Source organism: Microbulbifer elongatus, from assembly GCF_021165935.1.
In the GTDB taxonomy this organism is placed as follows: Bacteria; Pseudomonadota; Gammaproteobacteria; order Pseudomonadales; family Cellvibrionaceae; genus Microbulbifer; species Microbulbifer elongatus.
The window spans coordinates 2,306,158-2,323,987 of the sequence record NZ_CP088953.1; the positions used below are offsets into that span (position 1 = coordinate 2,306,158).

Here is a 17,830-nt window from a genome sequence, read left to right on the forward strand (position 1 = left end):
AGCCCTACCCGGCATCGACGCCTGCTCGAATAGATAGGTAGTTCAAGCGTACCTGCGCCAAAAACAGGGCGACGGAGACAAGCGCGGCGTCCGAGAGGGCATCGCGCTTTTTTTATCGGTAAAACAAGGGTTTAAGTCCCTTAAGGGACATAGAAACGTTTACATTGAGCTTGGATGACTGTAGATTGTTAACAAAATATTGTTAATAAAATAGAATAACGATCTTTTGGTCCCGGTTAGCTCAATGTCGATCTCTTTGTCCTCAGTTCAATGTGTGTTGAAGCAACTTCGTTTCGGAATACTGTGGCTTTCCGTGGCTCCTGTGCTGCTGTCTGCCTGCGGTCAGCCAGGCGATGAAGGCGCAGTAGCTGCGGGTCCGGGCAACGAGCACGAATACCCGCCGGCTTTATTGACTGGTGGCCGTGGGATTCCCGCAGGTGTGGAAGGGCACGGAGTGTCGCTTTCCCGACTGCCGGTGGACACCGGAATCTCCCCGTTGCACGCGGTTTTCTACAAAAACACCTATGAGCCGCGACTGGACCTTGCCCCGGATTCTGGCTGGGACTGGAGTGGTGCCGGGGAGAATATCGGTCTGTCCCTGAAAGTAACCAATCCCGGGGACCACTCGGCGCAGTTGTTTGTGTCGGTCTACGATGACGAGACTTATGGTACGCGCTCGTTCAATGTGCCCGCAGGCGGGACCGGTACTTATTATTTCGATCTGAATGGCCCGGCACTTGCCCTAGATACCGGTATGCGGGATGCGCCGGCACTCTACGACAACGCGGCGACGGCAATGACCTGGATGTGGGGCAGCAAGTCGCTGGATCTGGCGAATATTCGCCGCATCGAGCTCAATATGAAGAGTATCCTCAGTGACCGGGCCCTGGTGTTTGAGGATATCGCGCTGACATCCAACGGCGATTTCCAGCCGCAAAAGCTGCAGAAAATCTTCGATCGGTACGGGCAGTATGCACCTCAGGACTACCCGGAAAAGATTCTTAGCGATGACGAGCTACGTGCAAGTGCGCAGCGTGAGGCAGAAGCATTTTCTGGGTCTTCGAACTTTCCGGATCGTTCCCGTTTTGGTGGCTGGGCGGAGGGGCCGCGCTATGAATCCACCGGCTATTTTCGGACCCAAAAAATCGATGGGCAGTGGGCGCTGATTGACCCGGAGGGTTACCTGTTTTTCGCCACTGGCGTCGACAATATGCGTATGGACAACACCGTCACCATGACCGGTGTGGATTTTGCGGATCCGGACACAGGGCGGGGAGAGACAATAGCATCAGAGCTGCGCCGGGACCTGTTTCAGTGGTTGCCGGAAAAAGACGATCCGCTCGCTGCCCACTATTTTTATCGTCCCGTGGTGCATATGGGGCCGGTAGAGAAAGGGCAGGGATACAGTTTTTATCGGGCAAATCTGCAGCGGAAATATGGACCGGATTATCTGCAGCGCTGGCGTGAGGTAACCGTTGACCGCCAGTTGAACTGGGGATTTACTACCCTGGGTAACTGGGCCGATCCATCGCTATACGACAACCGTAAGGTTGCTTATGTGGCCAATGGTTGGATTCGCGGCGAGCACAAGCGCGTCAGCAGTGGCAACGATTACTGGGGGCCACTGCATGATCCGTTCGATCCGGAGTTTGTCAATTCCGTAAAACGCACCGTGACACAGGTCGCTGCCGAAGTGCGGGGCGATCCCTGGTGTATGGGCGTGTACATTGAAAACGAACTGAGCTGGGGCAACACCAAAACCGACGCCGGTCACTACGGCCTGATTATTCATACTCTGACGCGTGACGCCGCAGAGAGCCCCGCCAAGGCCGCGTTTGTCGAAATCCTGAAAAACAAATACTCCAGTGTGGAGGGGCTGTCTCGCGCCTGGTTCTCCTCTATTCCTTCCCGGTCTATTCCTTCCTGGGAAGCGTTTGCCGCAGGCTTTTCGCTCTCTCAAGGAGCTGGCGGTGAACCCAAAATTGAGGGGCAGTTGCGGGAGGACTTCTCTCTGCTGCTGGAATCCCTTTCTGCCCGATTCTTCTCCGTGGTGCAGCGCGAGCTGGCCGATGTTATGCCTGACCACCTTTTTCTCGGCGCCCGCTTTGCGGATTGGGGAATGACACCAGAGGTGGTGCGCGGGGCTGCTGCCCATGTGGATGTGGTGAGCTACAACCTCTACACCGAGGGGCTGGCGGCAGATAACTGGGAATTCCTCGCGGAAATCGACAAGCCCTCCATCATCGGTGAATTCCATATGGGTGCGACGGACTCCGGCAGCTTCCACGCGGGCCTGGTATCCGCAGAGAGCCAGCAAGAGCGCGGCGAAATGTTCCGCGACTATATGCACACCATTGTCGACAACCCTTGGTTTGTGGGAGCCCAGTGGTTCCAGTACATCGATTCACCGGCCTCCGGCCGCGCCTGGGATGGGGAAAACTACAACGTCGGCTTTGTCACCGTAGCGGGTGAGCCCTATGGACCGCTGGTAGCTGCGGCTCAGGCTTTGAACCGGGAGCTGTACCCGCGCCGATATGGGCAAAAAAATGATTGATGTTAATTGTTAACAATATACAATGGTTCCATTGATTGAAGTCTAATCATTGGAAGTATTGAAAAAGGGCCTATTAACACTGAATTCGATGGCCGCGCCGGAGGCCGTTTTTTCGCAAGGCAAGGCGCAGTGAGCGCCGTGTGGTTATTCCACATAAGCAAACTGCAACGCAGCATTGCGGGAAAACGGTCCCGGCCCTCCGGGTTGCGCCCCAAAACGAGCCATGCAGCGTTGCTCGTCGCTCGTTTAGCGGGCTAAACCACGCTCCTCGTGCCTTGCCTGGCTCGTTTTGGGGGGCAACGCGGCCATCGAATTCAGTGTTAATAGGCCCAAATAAAAAATCACGGATTTTGGGGTTTCTCCATGTTGATGGAAGTACAAGAGCAGGCCACAGAGCTGCTGTCTTCGAGCACCATCGCCGCCACCAAGGTTGAGTACTACCAGATTCCTCTGGCGGAAGTGCTCTCCGATGCGCGCCACGGCGATCACACCCACTTTGAGGTGCTGGTGTTCCGCGTGCGCTGCCAGGATGGTCTGGAAGGCGTTGGCTACACCTACACCGGTGGTCGCGGTGGTCGCGCCATCTACTCCCTGCTGCAGGACGATATTCAGCCGCTGCTGGAAGGCCGCGATGCGTCAGATATCATTGCCATCTGGGAGGGAATTCAATCCCACCTGCATTATGTGGGCCGCGGCGGGCTGCTGAGCTTTGCGCTATCTGCGGTGGATATCGCCCTGTGGGATCTCCGGTGCAAGCGTCTCGGCCTTCCGTTGTGGAAGGTCGCTGGGGGCGCCGGTAATTCCAGCAAGTGTTATGCCGGTGGTATCGACCTGAATTTCTCCGAGTCCAAACTGCTGGACAATATTTCCAATTACCTGGCCCGTGGCTTCAATGCCGTGAAGATCAAAGTGGGTAAGGAAGACTACCGGGAAGACGTGGCGCGCGTGGAAGCGGTGCGCAAGCTGATTGGTGGCGATGTCACCTTTATGGTGGACGCCAATTACTCCATGACCATCGAACAGGCGGTGCGCTTCGGCCGCGCTATTGATCACTGCGATATTACTTGGTTCGAAGAGCCCACCATTCCCGACGATTACCTGGGTTACGGCCGTATTGCCGATGCCATCAATATCCCACTGGCCATGGGCGAAAACCTGCACACGGTGCATGAGTTCACCTACGCCATCGCACAGGCCAAGCTCGGCTTCCTACAGCCGGATGCATCCAATATCGGCGGTATTACTGGCTGGCTGAAAGTGGCGGAGCTGGCCTATGCGCACAACCTGCCGGTGTGCAGCCACGGCATGCACGAACTGCATGTCTCCCTGATGGCGAGCCAGCCCCATGCGGGCTACCTGGAAGTGCACTCTTTCCCTATCGACGAATACACCACCCGCCCGATCGTGCTGGAAAACGGCCGCGCCGTGGCTTCCAACGAGCCGGGTACCGGGGTGACTTTTGATGAAACTCTGCTGCGACCCCATCTGGTCAAGCACTCTTAATAGGTGATGTTCATGCAAGCTCAAGCTGCTCAGTATGTCGGCAACAAATCATTTGACGTTGTGGAAGGTCGCTGTGAAGCGCCAGCGGCGGATGAGGTGCGCCTGAAGGTCGGTTATGTCGGTATCTGTGGTACCGACATGCATATCTATCACGGTGTGATGGATCAACGTGTAAAGCCACCGCAGGTTGTCGGCCACGAAATGTCCGGTGTTGTGGATGCGGTAGGCGAAAACGTAAAAGACTACACAGTGGGCGAACGCGTTGTGGTGCGTCCGTTGGATTACTGCGGCGATTGCCCGGCCTGTGATAGTGGCCACAGCCATATCTGTCACAACCTGAAATTTATGGGCATCGACTCCGTCGGCGCTTTCCAGAGCTACTGGAATGTGAAAGCCCGCACTCTGCACAAGCTGCCGGAAAATGTATCTCTGAAGCAGGGCGCATTGATCGAACCCCTGGCAGTGGCCTGTCACGATATCTCCCGCGCGCGACTTAAGGCTGGGGAGAAAGCCGTGATTCTCGGTGGTGGCCCAATCGGTCAGCTGGTGGCCCAGGTTGCCCTCGGTATTGGTGCCGAGGTGATGATTTCCGAACCCAGCCCGGAGCGCCGCGCTTTTGCGGAAAAAACCGGTGCGCTGGCGGTGAACCCGATCGAGCAAGACCTGAAAGCGGCGGTGGAAGACTGGACCCAGGGTAAGGGTGCCGATGTAGTGTTTGAAGTGTCTGGTGTACAGCCGGCGGTGGATGCGATGACCGAGATCGCGGCGGTGCGTGGCCGCATCTGTATGGTGGCGATCCATTCTCAGAAGCCACAACTGGACCTGTTTAAGTTCTTCTGGCGCGAGCTGGAGCTGGTGGGTGCGCGCGTGTACGAAGCGCAGGATTTCGAGCAGGCCATCGATATGGTTGCTACTGGGAAAATCGATCTGGTGCCTTTCATCAGCAAGGTGGCCCTTCTGAACGATATCGGTAGTGCCTTCGCTTCTATGGATGGCAATCCATCCGGCATGAAAGCACTGGTCGCCTGCGGCGCGGAAGACTGAGCCGCGATTCGCCAATTAAAGAATCTAGAGAGTAAAACGATGTTGCAACAATTCAGCCTCGCCGGAAAGAAAGCCCTGGTTACCGGTTGTAACCGCGGTATTGGCAAAGCCATGGCGGTGGCCCTGGCGGAAGCGGGTGCCGACGTCATCGGTGTCTCGGCCAATCTGGATCTGAATGAATCTGACGTAGGCCGTGAAGTATCCGCGGCAGGTCAGCAATTTTTCCCTTACCAGTGCGATTTTTCCGACCGCAGTTCTCTGTACGGTTTTATCGACAAGGTAAAAAGCGAGCACGCGCAGATCGATATTCTGGTGAATAACGCCGGTACTATCTTGCGTGCGCCAGCGGCAGAACACGGGGACGACCTCTGGGACAAGGTGATCGAAGTCAACCTGAATGCCCAGTTTATCCTGAGCCGTGAAATCGGTAAGGAAATGGTCGCGCAGGGTTCCGGAAAAATCATTTTCACTGCCTCTCTGTTGACTTTCCAGGGCGGTATCACCGTACCGGGTTACGCGGCCAGTAAAGGGGCAATTGGCCAGATCACCATGGCGCTGTCCAACGAGTGGGCGTCTAAAGGTGTGAACGTGAACGCGATTGCACCGGGTTATATCGCGACCGATAACACCCAGGCACTGCGCGAGGACAGCGAGCGGGCGGCGAGTATTCTTGCGCGTATCCCTCAGGGGCGTTGGGGTGAACCAGAAGATTTCAAAGGCCCGGTGGTATTCCTGGCTTCTGAAGCTTCCAACTACATGAACGGCAGCGTCCTACTGGTGGACGGTGGCTGGATGGGGAGATAACCCATGGCAATTGCAATTAAAAACAACGTGAACTTCGTTAATGGCGAATACATTGCCTCCAAGGCGGACGGCGTTATTGAAGTGCTGAACCCGAGCACCGGTGAGGTACTGGGAAATATTCCCAAGGGCTGTGCGGAAGATGCAGAAGCGGCGCTAGCCAATGCCAAGCAGGCACAGAAGGCCTGGGCAAAGCGCACCGCCCGCGATCGCGCGGCGCTGTTGCGCAAGTTTGCCGCGGCGATTCGTGCGGAGACCGAAGGCCTGGCGGAGCTGCTGGTAAAGGAGCAGGGCAAGCTGATTGGTGTGGCCCGCGATGAAGTCAACGCGACCGCAACGTTTATTGAGTACGCCTGTGACAACGCGCTGACGCTGGAAGGGGATATCCTGCCCTCGGATAACACCGACGAAAAAATTTACATCCACAAGGTGCCTCGCGGCGTTGTGGTGGCGATTACTGCGTGGAACTTCCCGCTGGCTCTGGCTGGACGCAAGATCGGCCCGGCGCTGGTTACCGGCAATAGCATTGTCATCAAGCCAACCCAGGAAACACCGCTTACCACCATGGAGTTGGGGCGCATTGCCAACGAAGTGGGTATTCCCGCGGGCGTGCTGAATATTGTCAACGGCGAAGGCTCCATCGTTGGCCAGGCCCTGTGCGAAAGCCCGCTGACCGCAATGATCACCATGACCGGCAGCACTCGCGCCGGCCAGATTATTCATCAGGCCAGTGGCAAGCACATGATTCCGGTCATGCTGGAACTGGGTGGTAAGGCGCCATTTATTGTGATGGAAGATGCGGATCTGGATAAGGCTGCGGAAGCCGCACTTTGGACCCGTTATGCCAATTGCGGCCAGGTGTGTACCTGTGCGGAGCGCCTGTACGTACACGAGAAGGTGTACGATGCATTTATGGCCAAGTTCCTTCCTAAGGTGAAGGCACTGAAAGTGGGCAACCCGCTGGATGAATCCTCGCAGATGGGGCCTAAAGTGAATGCCCGTGAAATCGAGCATATCCACGAGCTGGTACAGCAAAGCATCGCCCAGGGGGCGGAGCTGCTAACTGGCGGCAAGCCCGCGGAAGTTGCTGGCTTCGAAGGGGGCAACTGGTATGAGCCGACTGTGCTCGCCAATGTTCAGCAGGACAACATCTTGGTGCACGAGGAAACCTTCGGCCCGATTCTGCCGATCGTGAAGATTTCCAGTATCGATCAGGCCATCGCCTATACCAACGACAGTGAGTACGGCCTCTCCGCCTACCTGTTTACTGAAAACCTGCGCTATATCCACCAGTCGATTGCAGAGATGGAAGTGGGTGAGGTGTATGTAAATCGCGGGATCGGCGAGCAGCACCAGGGCTTCCACAACGGGTGGAAACTTTCAGGTATAGGCGGTGAAGATGGCCGCTATGGCCTCGAGCAATACGTGGACAAGAAAACGGTTTATCTCGCGGAGGTTTGAGCCACCTTCGGACTCTTCCTTTCATCTCATCAGGATGAACACTTGTGCGGGGACTTATGTCCCCGCTTTTTTTTCGCTAATCGGGTAAAAGTACCAGGCATAAAAAAGCCCGGCACCTGGCCGTAATGCTGTTCACTTAAGCGGAGCAGCACGACGATTCACTGGATAGCGGGTTTTGCGGATCTTTACCGTCCTCGGCCTAGAAGGCCGAGGACGGTCCTCTAAAAACAGGTTCCCAATCCCCGCCCTAAGCTCCGATAAGCGCGCTCCAGTCCTTGATAATGGCTGAGCCGCGGCCATGACAATCAGCTGCGCAGCAATATACTGGCATGCGAACTTAAAGCGTATCCTGGCTGGGTTTCCCCCGTGAGCGACCGCTGCCTGGCTTGCCTCTCGACGTATCACGTTGTACGCCAACAGTAGCCCCCACACTTCCTGGTAAACCAGTTCCACGGTCTTGCTACGTAGGGTGACGGCGTTGTGCTGCATGGAACTTTTGATGTCACGGAAGCCGATTTCGATTTCCCAGCGCTCTTGGTAGAGCTTCGCGACGGCTTTAGTGCCGTAAGTATCTGCCGGTAGCGAGGTAAATACCGTTTTGTTTTTGCCATTATGCTTGTAGCTCACTGCTCGAACTTCCCAGTACTCGGGAAGGGCCGGATTGCGCTTCCGAGCCTGGGGGGAGACCTTCATTCGCAGTAGTCGATCATTTTTGTTGTAGACCTCCACTGTCTCACTGACCAGGCCTTTGCGCTCGGGGATCAGCCAGTGGCGTTGCGTGTTCTGATCCGCCCACCGCAGCAAAAGGTCTGCACTCCAAAAACCCTTATCAAACAGGGTTACGGAGGCTTCCGGCACCTGATTCATAAACTCATCGGCCAGGCGTATTTCGCTGCGTCGGTAAGGGCTTAGCTCTGCATTCAGAAGTACATGTGAACGTACGTTCATTAGAGCAACCAGGCGCATAAGAGGGTACGGAGTTTGCCGGTTTGTGCTCGTGTTACCGGAGCCAAAATGATCTCGCAGCTCAGGAGTATCTTGGGTGCGCAACAGCGCGCCATCGACAGCGAGAACTTGCAATCCTCGCCATTCATCTTCGGGGTAACGCTCATGTCCCCAGTGCACCCCGGTACGTTGAAATAGCCACTGAACGGGGTTAGCACCAAGACGCTGTCGCGCCTTTGATACCCCGCTTGGGGCCAACAGGCTATCGTTCGCGAGCCCCTGAGCACAGATATTGAGCCTGCGGCAACTTCTGAGACCGGTTCATTCCTGAACAGGGCCATGCCCAGCACGAGCCAGAGTACCTGATCGGCGGGAAGTCGACGGCGGCGAATAGTGGCTTGCGAGGATAACTGCAGAGCGGAATCCACCCATTCAACGGGAATGTTCTGGGTGAAGGTACTCAGGTCACAGAAGGACTGGAGGGCATCAATATCGAAGAGAGACTGCTGAAGAGACACAAAAAAATCCGGTTTCCTGATCTGGAAACCGGATTTTCCGGGGCCCCACCTTAGGCTGCAATGCTTAAGTGAACAGCATTACGGCACCTGGCCGGGCTCCGTGTGCGGATTCGGTATTATTTGATGTTGGCGCGCAGTGCGGTGGTCGCTACATTGATTTTATTGGCCTTGAGCGCTTCCAGGATCGCGCGGTGCTCGTCCACGCAGTCTTTAGGCTTGGAGATTCGCTTGTAGTTCATGCGCATACGCAACACGATGGGATACCACAGGTTGGTCAGCTCATCGCCACCGGCGGCCTGCACCAGGTAGCGGTGGAAATCGATATCTGCCTTGGTCACCTCATTGAATTCCTGCGCGTCAAAGGCGTCCTGTAGGCGCACCAGAATATCTTCCAGTTCGGCGAAGTCCATCTCGGTCAGCTTGCCTTTCAGCTGGGAGATGGCGAACACCTCGATGCGGCGGCGGATATCGATCATCAACTCCTGCATGGAGGGATCCAGCACGCTGTTTACCGATACCCCGCAGTTGTTCTTGGCTACCAGCAGGCCTTCTTTGGTGAGCTGTAGCAACACATCGCGCACCGGCCCGCGCGATACGCCAAAGCGGTTGGCAAGCTGCTGCTCGTTCAACTTGGTGGTTGGGGCTAACTCTCCGGAAATGATATCGGAGCGCAACTGGTCCGCGATTTGCTGGCGGACTGGAATGATTTTTGTGGCTTCAGGCATGATGGATTCTGCTCACCATTTATCTTGAGGCAGGGGAAGTGATTCCTCCTGCCGTGATTTACGTTCTCGGACACAGCTGCCTACCCTGTATACCGCCCTTCGCGCAAATCACAACTGGTATTGCACTCCCAGGCAGCTGCAGCCGGCGGCACCGGGACAGTAGTGGTTACCGCTGGAACTTGTAACAAATCTACAGCAGGTTCCCGTTAGATAGATAGTACCTCAGTGGGGTAAAAAAATCGCCATCAAATTGTTAACAATGGACAATAAAGCTGGTTAAATCCCAAGCCTGAATGGCTGACGGGGCCGGAATCCCATGGGGTAGCGCCGCTTCCTGTGGATTATCCGTCAATCGTCAACAGTCAACCGATAGATAAATCAAATGGATAGCTGGGGGTACCCTAATGAGTGACGTGCTGGTGTGTGACTGGGGGACAAGCAGTTTCCGGCTAATGCGTGTGGGTGACTCCGGTGAAATAGTCGCCCAGGTCAGTACGGATCGCGGGGTAAAAAACGTCCCAAAGCCCGAGATGGAAGCCTATCTGAAGTCTCAGGTAGTGGGAATGGACGGCGACGGCCTGCCCCTGTTGCTGTGCGGCATGGTGGGATCCAGTATCGGTTGGTATGAGCCTTACGTGGCTTGCCCTGCGTCAGGCAGGTCCCTCGGCCGGGATCTGGTAAGGATCCCGGACACCGATCTCACCGCCTGGTGTGTGCCCGGCGTAAAGTACGTCACCGGCGGCGGTAGTGCGGACGTGATGCGCGGTGAAGAGACGCAGGTAATTGGCTGGCTGAGTCAGGCGAGTGAGCAGGAGCAGGCACAAAGCACTCTGTGCCTGCCTGGTACCCACAGCAAGTGGGTACAGGTGGAAGGCGGTGAGATTTGCAGTTTCAGTACCGCCTTTACCGGCGAATTGTACGCGCTACTGACCGAGCGCAGTGTGTTGGTACAGGAGCAACAGCAGTTTTCCTCCACGGCGTTTGTCGCCGGGCTGGCCGCCAGTGGTGAGGCGCCCGGACTGATCCATCAGCTGTTTAACGCCCGCAGTCGATCCGTGCTGGGCTTGCAACCAGCCAGTGCCAGTGCTTCTTATCTCTCCGGCCTTCTGATCGGCAGTGAAGTTGGGACCATGGTTGGGAACCTGAGCCGGGGAGAGCGGATTCATCTGATCTGTGGCGATTCTCTGGCTGTGCCCTATGGCACGGCGATGGACTATTTCAGGCTTCCATACCAGCACTATTCCGGCGATACATTTGCCGCACTTGGTATGTATGCCATTGCCCAGGAAAACGGGTTTTGAGTCCGAGGGGCGCTGAGCAGCGCCTGAGGGCGCCTCACTGGAGGGGGGCACTAGGCCAGCTGTTGCGCGAGTTTTTCCCGCAAAAAGTCGCGCAACAGCAGTACCGCAGGGGTGACCTGTCTGCGAGAGGGGCACACCAGGTTGAGATCGATTGGAGGGGACTGAAGCTGCGGTAGCACACGGATCAGACGGCCGCTGCGCAGTTCGTTCGACATATCGAGCCTGGCTTTAAACGAAATGCCTTTTCCCTCTACCGTCCAGCGGCGGACGACATCGGCGTCATTGGTGGTGCGATTACTGGTGACCCGAATTTTTTCCGTTTTTTTGTCCGGGCCCTCTGGGGGGGAAAATTCCCAGATATCGTTAATGCGTCCACTTAGCTGAAATAGCAGGCAGTTGTGCTGTAGTAACGCTTGTGGACTTTCCGGTGCGCCGTTTCGCGCAATATAGTCGGGGGAGGCGCAGAGTACCCGCTCGGTGGTCGCCAGCTTGAAGGCGATGCGCGAGGAATCGGCGAGGTTACCGTAGCGGATCGCCAAGTCCACCCGATCCAGATAAAAGTCGGATAGCGAGTCCCCCAGGGTCAGACTGATATTGAGTCCCGGGTGCTGATCCATCATTTCATCCAGCCAACCCAGCAGGATATTCCGTCCGAGATCTGAAGGTGCGGACAAGCGCAGTTCCCCCGCAATTGTTCCACCGCGGTTATCGATAGATGCGCGCCCTTCCTCCAGTACCGCCAGCGCCTGCCGGCAGTACACCAGAAACCGCTCTCCCTCGTCAGTGATCCGCAACCGGCGGGTAGAGCGGATGAACAGCTGTGTCTGCAGTTGCTTTTCCAATCGCTTGAGTGCTGCGCTCGCGGAGGCGGCGGTCATCTCCATGTATCGGGCCGCGCCGGTGATACTGCCGATTTCCGCGGTATGCACGAACAGCTGCAAATCTTCCGTATTCATTGTCAAAAATATTTTGAAAATGTTTGTTTTGTTGCTCTGTTTATAGCATGGAATACATTGGCGACAATACCCGAGTCAACGTAAACGCCGCCCCGCTCCTCGGGGGCTAACCCAGGATTAGAACCATGAAAGCGATTGCCTATACCCGACCTCTCGATATCAATGCTCCGGATGCACTGGTTGATGTGGATCTGCCAGTGCCACAAGCCTCGGGCCGGGACCTTCTGGTGAAGGTTCGCGCCATTTCGGTAAACCCGGTGGATACCAAAATTCGTGCCTCGGTCGCGCCCGACCACGGAGAATACAAGGTGCTGGGCTGGGATGCCGTCGGTGAGGTGGTCGCGGTGGGTGACGGTGTCTCACTGTTTGAAGTGGGAGATTCCGTCTGGTACGCCGGCGACCTGACGCGGCCCGGTTCCAACGCGGAGTATCAGCTGGTGGATGAGCGCATTGTTGGGAAAAAGCCGATGTCGCTGTCGGACGTCGAAGCCGCCGCCATGCCTCTGACGGCCATTACCGCCTGGGAGTTACTGTTTGACCGGCTGGGGTTCGCAGCGCAGCTGCCGACCGGAGTAACGTCATATACCGACGGTTTTACGGAGACCGGTGAGGCCGCGCGGATACTGGTGGTGGGTGCGGCCGGTGGTGTCGGGTCGATTCTGGTTCAGCTCGCCAAAAAACTGACCGGCGCTACGGTAATCGGTACCGCGTCGCGAGCGAAGAGTGAAAATTGGGTAAAAGAGCTGGGTGCGGATCACGTCATCAACCATCATCAGCCTATGTTGCCGCAGTTGCAGGCCCTGGGGATCGAACAGGTGACCCATGTGATCAGCCTGACCCACACCGGCGAGCACTTCCACCAGCTGGTTGAGGTGCTCGCACCACAGGGCAAGCTGGCACTGATCGACGACCCCAAAGAAGGGTTGGATATTCTGGAACTGAAAACCAAATCCATCTCCCTGCACTGGGAGTTTATGTACACCCGCTCCATGTTTGGCACCGGAGATATGCAGAAGCAACATGACTTGTTGACCGCACTGTCGCAATTGATTGACCGCGGCGTTGTCCAGTCAACCCTGGGTGAACACTACGGAGCCATCAATGCGGAGAACCTGATTCGCGCACATAAGCAGATCGAGAGTAACCGTTCAGTGGGCAAAATTGTGCTGGAAGGTTTTGCCGCGCAAAAAATCGCGGTGATGGGTAGCCGGTTCGATATGATAGGGTAACCTTCAGTAATCGGATTTTGGCTGACGCACTTCTATGGAACAGATCCTTGCAAACCCCATGGCCATGCTGGTGCTGGTGGGTATCGTTTCGATGGCCTGTCAGTACCTGGCGTATATGCTCAAGCTGCCGGCGATTCTGCCGCTGCTTCTGGCTGGGCTGGCATTGGGGCCCATGACCGGGGTGCTGGACCCGGATGCGCTGTTCGGGGATCTTCTGTTCCCGCTGGTATCACTGGCAGTGGCGATCATTCTGTTTGAGGGCGCGCTTACCCTGAAACTCTCCGATCTTGCCGGACACGGCACCATGGTACGCAACCTGTGTACCCTGGGCGCTCTGGTGACCTGGCTGATCGCCACCCCGGCTGCACACTATGTCCTCGGTATGCCGGTGCAGCTGGCAGCGTTGTTTGGGGCGATTGTGACGGTCACCGGGCCGACCGTGATTGTGCCCATGTTACGTACCGTGCGCCCGAATACTCGCATCTCCAATATCCTGCGCTGGGAAGGTATCGTCATCGACCCCATCGGCGCGCTCCTTGCGGTCCTCGTCTACGAATACATCGTCGCTGCGCAAAACCCGTTTGAGCATTCACTGATTTTACTGTTGAAAGTGGTGGTGATCGGATTCGGTCTGGGTTCCCTGATGGGCCACTTTCTCGGCACCATGCTGCGAAAAAACTGGGTGCCCCACTATCTCCGCAACACCGCAGTGCTGACCCTGATGCTCGGCGCCTATGCCATTTCGGACTTACTGGCGCACGAGTCGGGATTGCTGACGGTGACGGTGATGGGGATCTGGATGGCCAATATGAAAGGTCTCGAGGTAGACGACATCCTTGAGTTCAAGGAAACCCTCAGCGTACTGCTTATCTCGGCGCTATTTATCCTGCTGGCGGCAAGGGTGGAGCTGTTCACTCTTGCGCAGTTGGGGTGGGGTGCAGTCATTGTGTTGGCGGCCATCATGTATGTCGCGCGCCCCCTGTCCGTTTTTCTGTCGGCGCCGGGCTCGGGGCTCAACTGGCGGGAGCTGACGATGCTCAGCTGGATTGCCCCGCGGGGTATCGTTGCCGCTGCGGTTTCTGCGCTGTTCGCCCTGAAAATGGAATCCTTCGGCCTGCCGAAATCCGAGCTGCTGGTGCCGATGGTATTTCTGCTTATTATCACGACGGTGGTTGTCCAGAGTCTGACGGCAAAACCCATGGCGAAACTAATCGGGGTGCGTGCGCCATACCCCAATGGGTTCCTGATTTTTGGGGCTGGAAAATTCTCCCGTATGCTGGCAAAAGACCTGATGCAAAAGGAGGTGCCGGTCCGGATTGCCGATACCAACTGGGATGCCATCAGCGAAGCCCGTATGGATAATATTCCCACCTATTATGGCAATCCGATTTCCGAGCATGCCAGCCTGACCATGGACCTATCTACGGTGGGGAAGGTACTGGTGCTGTCACCCTACAAACAGCTCAACCCATTGGTGACCTATCACTTCGAACACCTGTTGGGAGATGGTGCGGTATTTGGGCTGAATCCGGGGGCTCAGCCGGGGCGTGCCAGCCATCAGGTATCGGAAGACTACGCCCGGAAGTTGACGCTATTCTCGGAAAATGCGACCTACAGTCGCCTGGCCAGTCTGGCCGCCCGCGGCGCGACCATACGCACAACCCGACTCACCGAGGCGTTTACGCTGGAAGACTATGAGGCAACCTACGGCGGCCGTGCGACCCGTCTGTATGCCGTCGACCCGCAGGGGAAAATTTATATCTGCACGATCGGCCACGAGTTCGAGATAAAAGAGGACTGGCAGATCGTCAGCCTGATTGCACCGGCGGAGGAGTCCGACCATAGTGAGGTGGCGGATGGGCGGGGGTGAGGACCGCCACCGTAGCCGGTGGCGGAAGTGATGGTGGAACGGTGGCGGGCGGAAATCAGTCCGTGCTGATGGTATAGCAGGGCCGGTACGCTTTTCCGGGCAGTTTCATCCGCTGCTGGGTGACAAAGGAATTCAGCAATGTATCCATACTGCGCATCAAGGCTGGGTCACCGCGCAATTCGTAGGGGCCGTTTTTCTCTACATTGCGAATCCCTTCGTCCTTTACATTCCCGGACACGATGCCCGAAAAGGCGCGGCGTAAATTTGCCGCCAGTAGATACGGTTCCTGGTGGTTGTGCAGCGCCAGCTCCCGCATATTTTCGTGCGTCGGAATAAACGGCCGCTGGAACTCAGTGGATACTTTCAGCTTCCAGTTGTAGTAGTACGCATCCCCGGTATCTTTGCGGTACTGGCGTACTTTCAGAATTCCCGCGGCCATCTGTCGGCCCACTTCCTGTGGATCGTCAATGATGATCTGATAGCGGGACTGCGCTTCCTCGCCCAGGGTTTCACCAATAAACTGATCAATCTGCTCAAAGTACGCCGCGGCGCTGGCGGGTCCGGTAAAGATGACCGGGAGTGGCTGTTCTCTGTTGTCCTGGTGCAGGAGTATGCCGAGCAGATACAAAATCTCTTCCGCGGTGCCGGCCCCCCCGGGAAATACCACGATGCCATGGCCGGTGCGCACGAACGCTTCCAGGCGCTTCTCAATATCCGGCATGATCACCAGCTGGTTTACGATGGGGTTGGGAGCCTCTGCGGCAATGATTCCCGGCTCGGTGACTCCCAGATATTGACCGTGTGCGTCCCGCTGTTTGGCGTGGCCGATGGTGGCGCCTTTCATGGGGCCTTTCATGGCGCCGGGGCCACAGCCGGTACAGATATCCAGGCTGCGCAGGGCCAGCTCATAGCCCACCTTTTTGGTGTAGTCGTATTCTTCCCGGGAAATGGAGTGGCCGCCCCAGCACACCACCAGTCGCGGTGCGCGGGTACGGTCGAAGGTGCCTGCATTTCGCAATATGTGGAATACCGCATCGGTGACGCCCTGGGCGGAAACCAGGTCATAGCGCGGATCACCGGTGATCTCACTGCGCACATAAATGATGTCACGCAGTACGGCAAACAGGTGTTCGGCGATCCCTTGAATCATCCGTCCATCCACGAATGCGGTAGCCGGCGCGTTAGTCACCTTGAGTTTGACCGAGCGCTCGGTGGGGATGACGGAAATATCGAAGTCGGAAAACTTTTCCAGCAGTTCTTTGCCGTCGTCCATGTAATTGCCGCAGTTCAGAACGGCCAGGGCACAGTTGCGGAAAATGGTGTTTTGCGGGCCGCGGCTGGTGTCGGTGAGCTTGTGGATCTCATATTTGGAAAGAATATCGAACTGTCCGGTAGGGGAGACTCGTGCATCGACGAGTTCGATAAGTTCTGTGGTCATACAACCCCCAGTAATACTTGTTGTGTGATGCCGCCACGCAGGGGCATTTCATTATCAGATTACGTCTGGCGGAAAAGGTTTTATTTTCCGGTTCCTGACTAAGGATAGCTGACGGGTGCGTCAAGTTTGGAAAAGTTGTGCAGGGAGGGGTAGGCGGAAAAGAAAAAGCCCCGAGCTCTTACGAGTTCGGGGCTTCTTGTATGGCGCGCTCGGGAGGATTCGAACCTCCGACCGCCTGGTTCGTAGCCAGGTACTCTATCCAGCTGAGCTACGAGCGCGTCGTTGTGGTTGCGAACTATAGTGACTTGCCTTGGCTTCGTCAACGTTTTTTTTAAAAGATTTTTTAAAAATTCTTTTAAAATCCGCAAGTTACCGAGCTTTTGCTGTTGGCCGAAACCGTTGCTTCAGCTCGATAGGGCGCGCATTCTGCCGCGCCTTCTGACCCAATGCAAGCAGTTTTTTCAATTTTTCTTCAGCCGGTTAAATGGCGGGTTCCGCCTCGGGGGCATTGCGGTGAAGCGCAAAGGCCCGCTCCAGAATCTCCGGGTCCCGGTGGCGCTTGATTTGCTCGAAGAACACCTGGGCCTGCGGAAAGCTCAGCTTGAGGTAGGCGAGCCACTGCTTGACCCGGTTGCCCAGGTACTTGGCGGGGTATATATCCTTGGTGGTGGTGTAGTACTCATAGAGGATGCTGGCCACCTGGGGCCAGGCGAGGGGCTTTACTTGCTCTCCGGCGCAGAGTGCACGAATCTGCAGGCCGATATCCGGGCGTGCCAGCAGGCTTCGGCCGAACATATACGCGTCACAACCGGTGACCTCCCGGCAGCGCTGGAAGTCTGCGAGGGTCCACAGATCTCCATTGGCGATCACGCGAATACCCAGCGCCTGACGAATTTCCCCGATGTACTCCCAGTAGGCGGGTGGCCGGTAGCCATCCACCTTGGAGCGGGCGTGCACCGCCAGCTCCGAGGCGCCGCCGGCTTCTGCCGCACGAGCGTTGTCCATATAGGCACTGCGGTCTTCAAATCCCAGCCGAATTTTTGCCGATACCGGGATCTCCGGCGGCACCGCCTGCCGCACAGCGGAGACAACGGCTTCTACCCGGGAAGGGGTTTTCAGCAGGCATGCTCCGCCATCGCTGTTGTTCACATGCTTGGCCGGGCAGCCGAAGTTCAGGTCGATGGCGGTGGCGCCCGCTTCGACTGCGCGAATCGCGTTAAAGGCCATGGCACTTGGATTGCCCCCCAACAGCTGTAACTTAACCGGCGTTCCCGAGGGCGTTACAGCCCCTCGTTCCAGCTCTGGACAGAGGCGGGTGAAAACCCGCCGTGGCAATTTGGTGTGGGTGACACGGACAAATTCGGTGACACAGATATCCACTCCCCCGATTTTCGACAGCAGCGCGCGCACATGGTGATCAATCACACCTTCCATGGGGGCCTGATAGATCAGTGGGGGCGTGGCTTGAGTGGATTCGGTGTTCAT

12 protein-coding genes, 1 tRNA gene and 1 pseudogene are annotated in these 17,830 nt (G+C 56.7%); 8 read left to right on the top strand and 6 right to left on the bottom strand.

Annotated elements, in window-relative coordinates:
• Window positions 1-274 precede the first annotated feature (274 nt).
• From LRR79_RS09335 to aldA, 5 genes are all read left to right on the top strand, one after another.
• Window positions 275-2,554, top strand: a complete 2,280-nt coding sequence (locus LRR79_RS09335) for an agarase (protein ID WP_231756955.1) — start codon at window positions 275-277, stop codon at window positions 2,552-2,554.
• A gap of 363 nt (window positions 2,555-2,917) precedes the next feature.
• A complete protein-coding gene (locus LRR79_RS09340; RefSeq protein ID WP_231756956.1) occupies window positions 2,918-4,057 on the top strand; it encodes a mandelate racemase/muconate lactonizing enzyme family protein in 1,140 nt (379 codons plus the stop codon).
• A gap of 12 nt (window positions 4,058-4,069) precedes the next feature.
• Window positions 4,070-5,101, top strand: coding sequence for a zinc-dependent alcohol dehydrogenase (locus tag LRR79_RS09345; RefSeq protein ID WP_231756957.1), 1,032 nt, complete (start codon window positions 4,070-4,072; stop codon window positions 5,099-5,101).
• A gap of 39 nt (window positions 5,102-5,140) precedes the next feature.
• Complete coding sequence (locus LRR79_RS09350) at window positions 5,141-5,905, top strand: SDR family NAD(P)-dependent oxidoreductase (RefSeq protein WP_231756958.1); 765 nt, start codon at window positions 5,141-5,143, stop codon at window positions 5,903-5,905.
• 3 nt (window positions 5,906-5,908) lie between these two features.
• Window positions 5,909-7,363, top strand: a complete 1,455-nt coding sequence (gene aldA, locus LRR79_RS09355) for an aldehyde dehydrogenase (RefSeq protein ID WP_231756959.1) — start codon at window positions 5,909-5,911, stop codon at window positions 7,361-7,363.
• Window positions 7,364-7,495: 132 nt separating this feature from the next.
• Here the strand turns inward: aldA and LRR79_RS09360 are convergent.
• Window positions 7,496-8,799 (bottom strand): annotated as a pseudogene (locus LRR79_RS09360) (IS4 family transposase).
• Window positions 8,800-8,942: 143 nt separating this feature from the next.
• Entirely contained in the window at window positions 8,943-9,551 is a 609-nt protein-coding gene (locus tag LRR79_RS09365) for a GntR family transcriptional regulator (RefSeq protein WP_231756960.1), read from the bottom strand.
• 404 nt (window positions 9,552-9,955) lie between these two features.
• Here LRR79_RS09365 and LRR79_RS09370 point away from each other — a divergent pair, with 404 nt between their 5' ends.
• The gene (locus LRR79_RS09370) at window positions 9,956-10,852 is read left to right on the top strand and encodes a 2-dehydro-3-deoxygalactonokinase (RefSeq protein ID WP_231756961.1); all 897 of its coding nucleotides are present in this window, start codon (window positions 9,956-9,958) and stop codon (window positions 10,850-10,852) included.
• 50 nt (window positions 10,853-10,902) lie between these two features.
• Here LRR79_RS09370 and LRR79_RS09375 read toward each other — a convergent pair whose 3' ends face one another.
• Window positions 10,903-11,808, bottom strand: a complete 906-nt coding sequence (locus tag LRR79_RS09375) for a LysR family transcriptional regulator (RefSeq protein ID WP_231756962.1) — start codon at window positions 11,806-11,808, stop codon at window positions 10,903-10,905.
• Between the two features lie 125 nt (window positions 11,809-11,933).
• Between LRR79_RS09375 and LRR79_RS09380 the strand changes: the two genes are divergently transcribed.
• Both LRR79_RS09380 and LRR79_RS09385 read left to right on the top strand, forming a co-directional pair.
• Window positions 11,934-13,037 (top strand): zinc-binding alcohol dehydrogenase family protein, encoded by a 1,104-nt coding sequence (locus LRR79_RS09380; protein WP_231756963.1) that lies wholly within the window; start codon window positions 11,934-11,936, stop codon window positions 13,035-13,037.
• A gap of 34 nt (window positions 13,038-13,071) precedes the next feature.
• Window positions 13,072-14,907, top strand: a complete 1,836-nt coding sequence (locus LRR79_RS09385) for a cation:proton antiporter (protein WP_231756964.1) — start codon at window positions 13,072-13,074, stop codon at window positions 14,905-14,907.
• A gap of 55 nt (window positions 14,908-14,962) precedes the next feature.
• Here LRR79_RS09385 and ppnN read toward each other — a convergent pair whose 3' ends face one another.
• The 3 genes from ppnN to LRR79_RS09400 form a co-directional block, all read right to left on the bottom strand.
• Entirely contained in the window at window positions 14,963-16,345 is a 1,383-nt protein-coding gene (gene ppnN, locus LRR79_RS09390; RefSeq protein WP_231756965.1) for a nucleotide 5'-monophosphate nucleosidase PpnN, read from the bottom strand.
• 201 nt (window positions 16,346-16,546) lie between these two features.
• A tRNA-Arg gene (locus LRR79_RS09395) sits at window positions 16,547-16,623 on the bottom strand.
• 202 nt (window positions 16,624-16,825) lie between these two features.
• On the bottom strand, window positions 16,826-17,830 hold the full coding sequence (locus LRR79_RS09400) for a tRNA dihydrouridine synthase (RefSeq protein ID WP_231760011.1): 1,005 nt from the start codon (window positions 17,828-17,830) through the stop codon (window positions 16,826-16,828).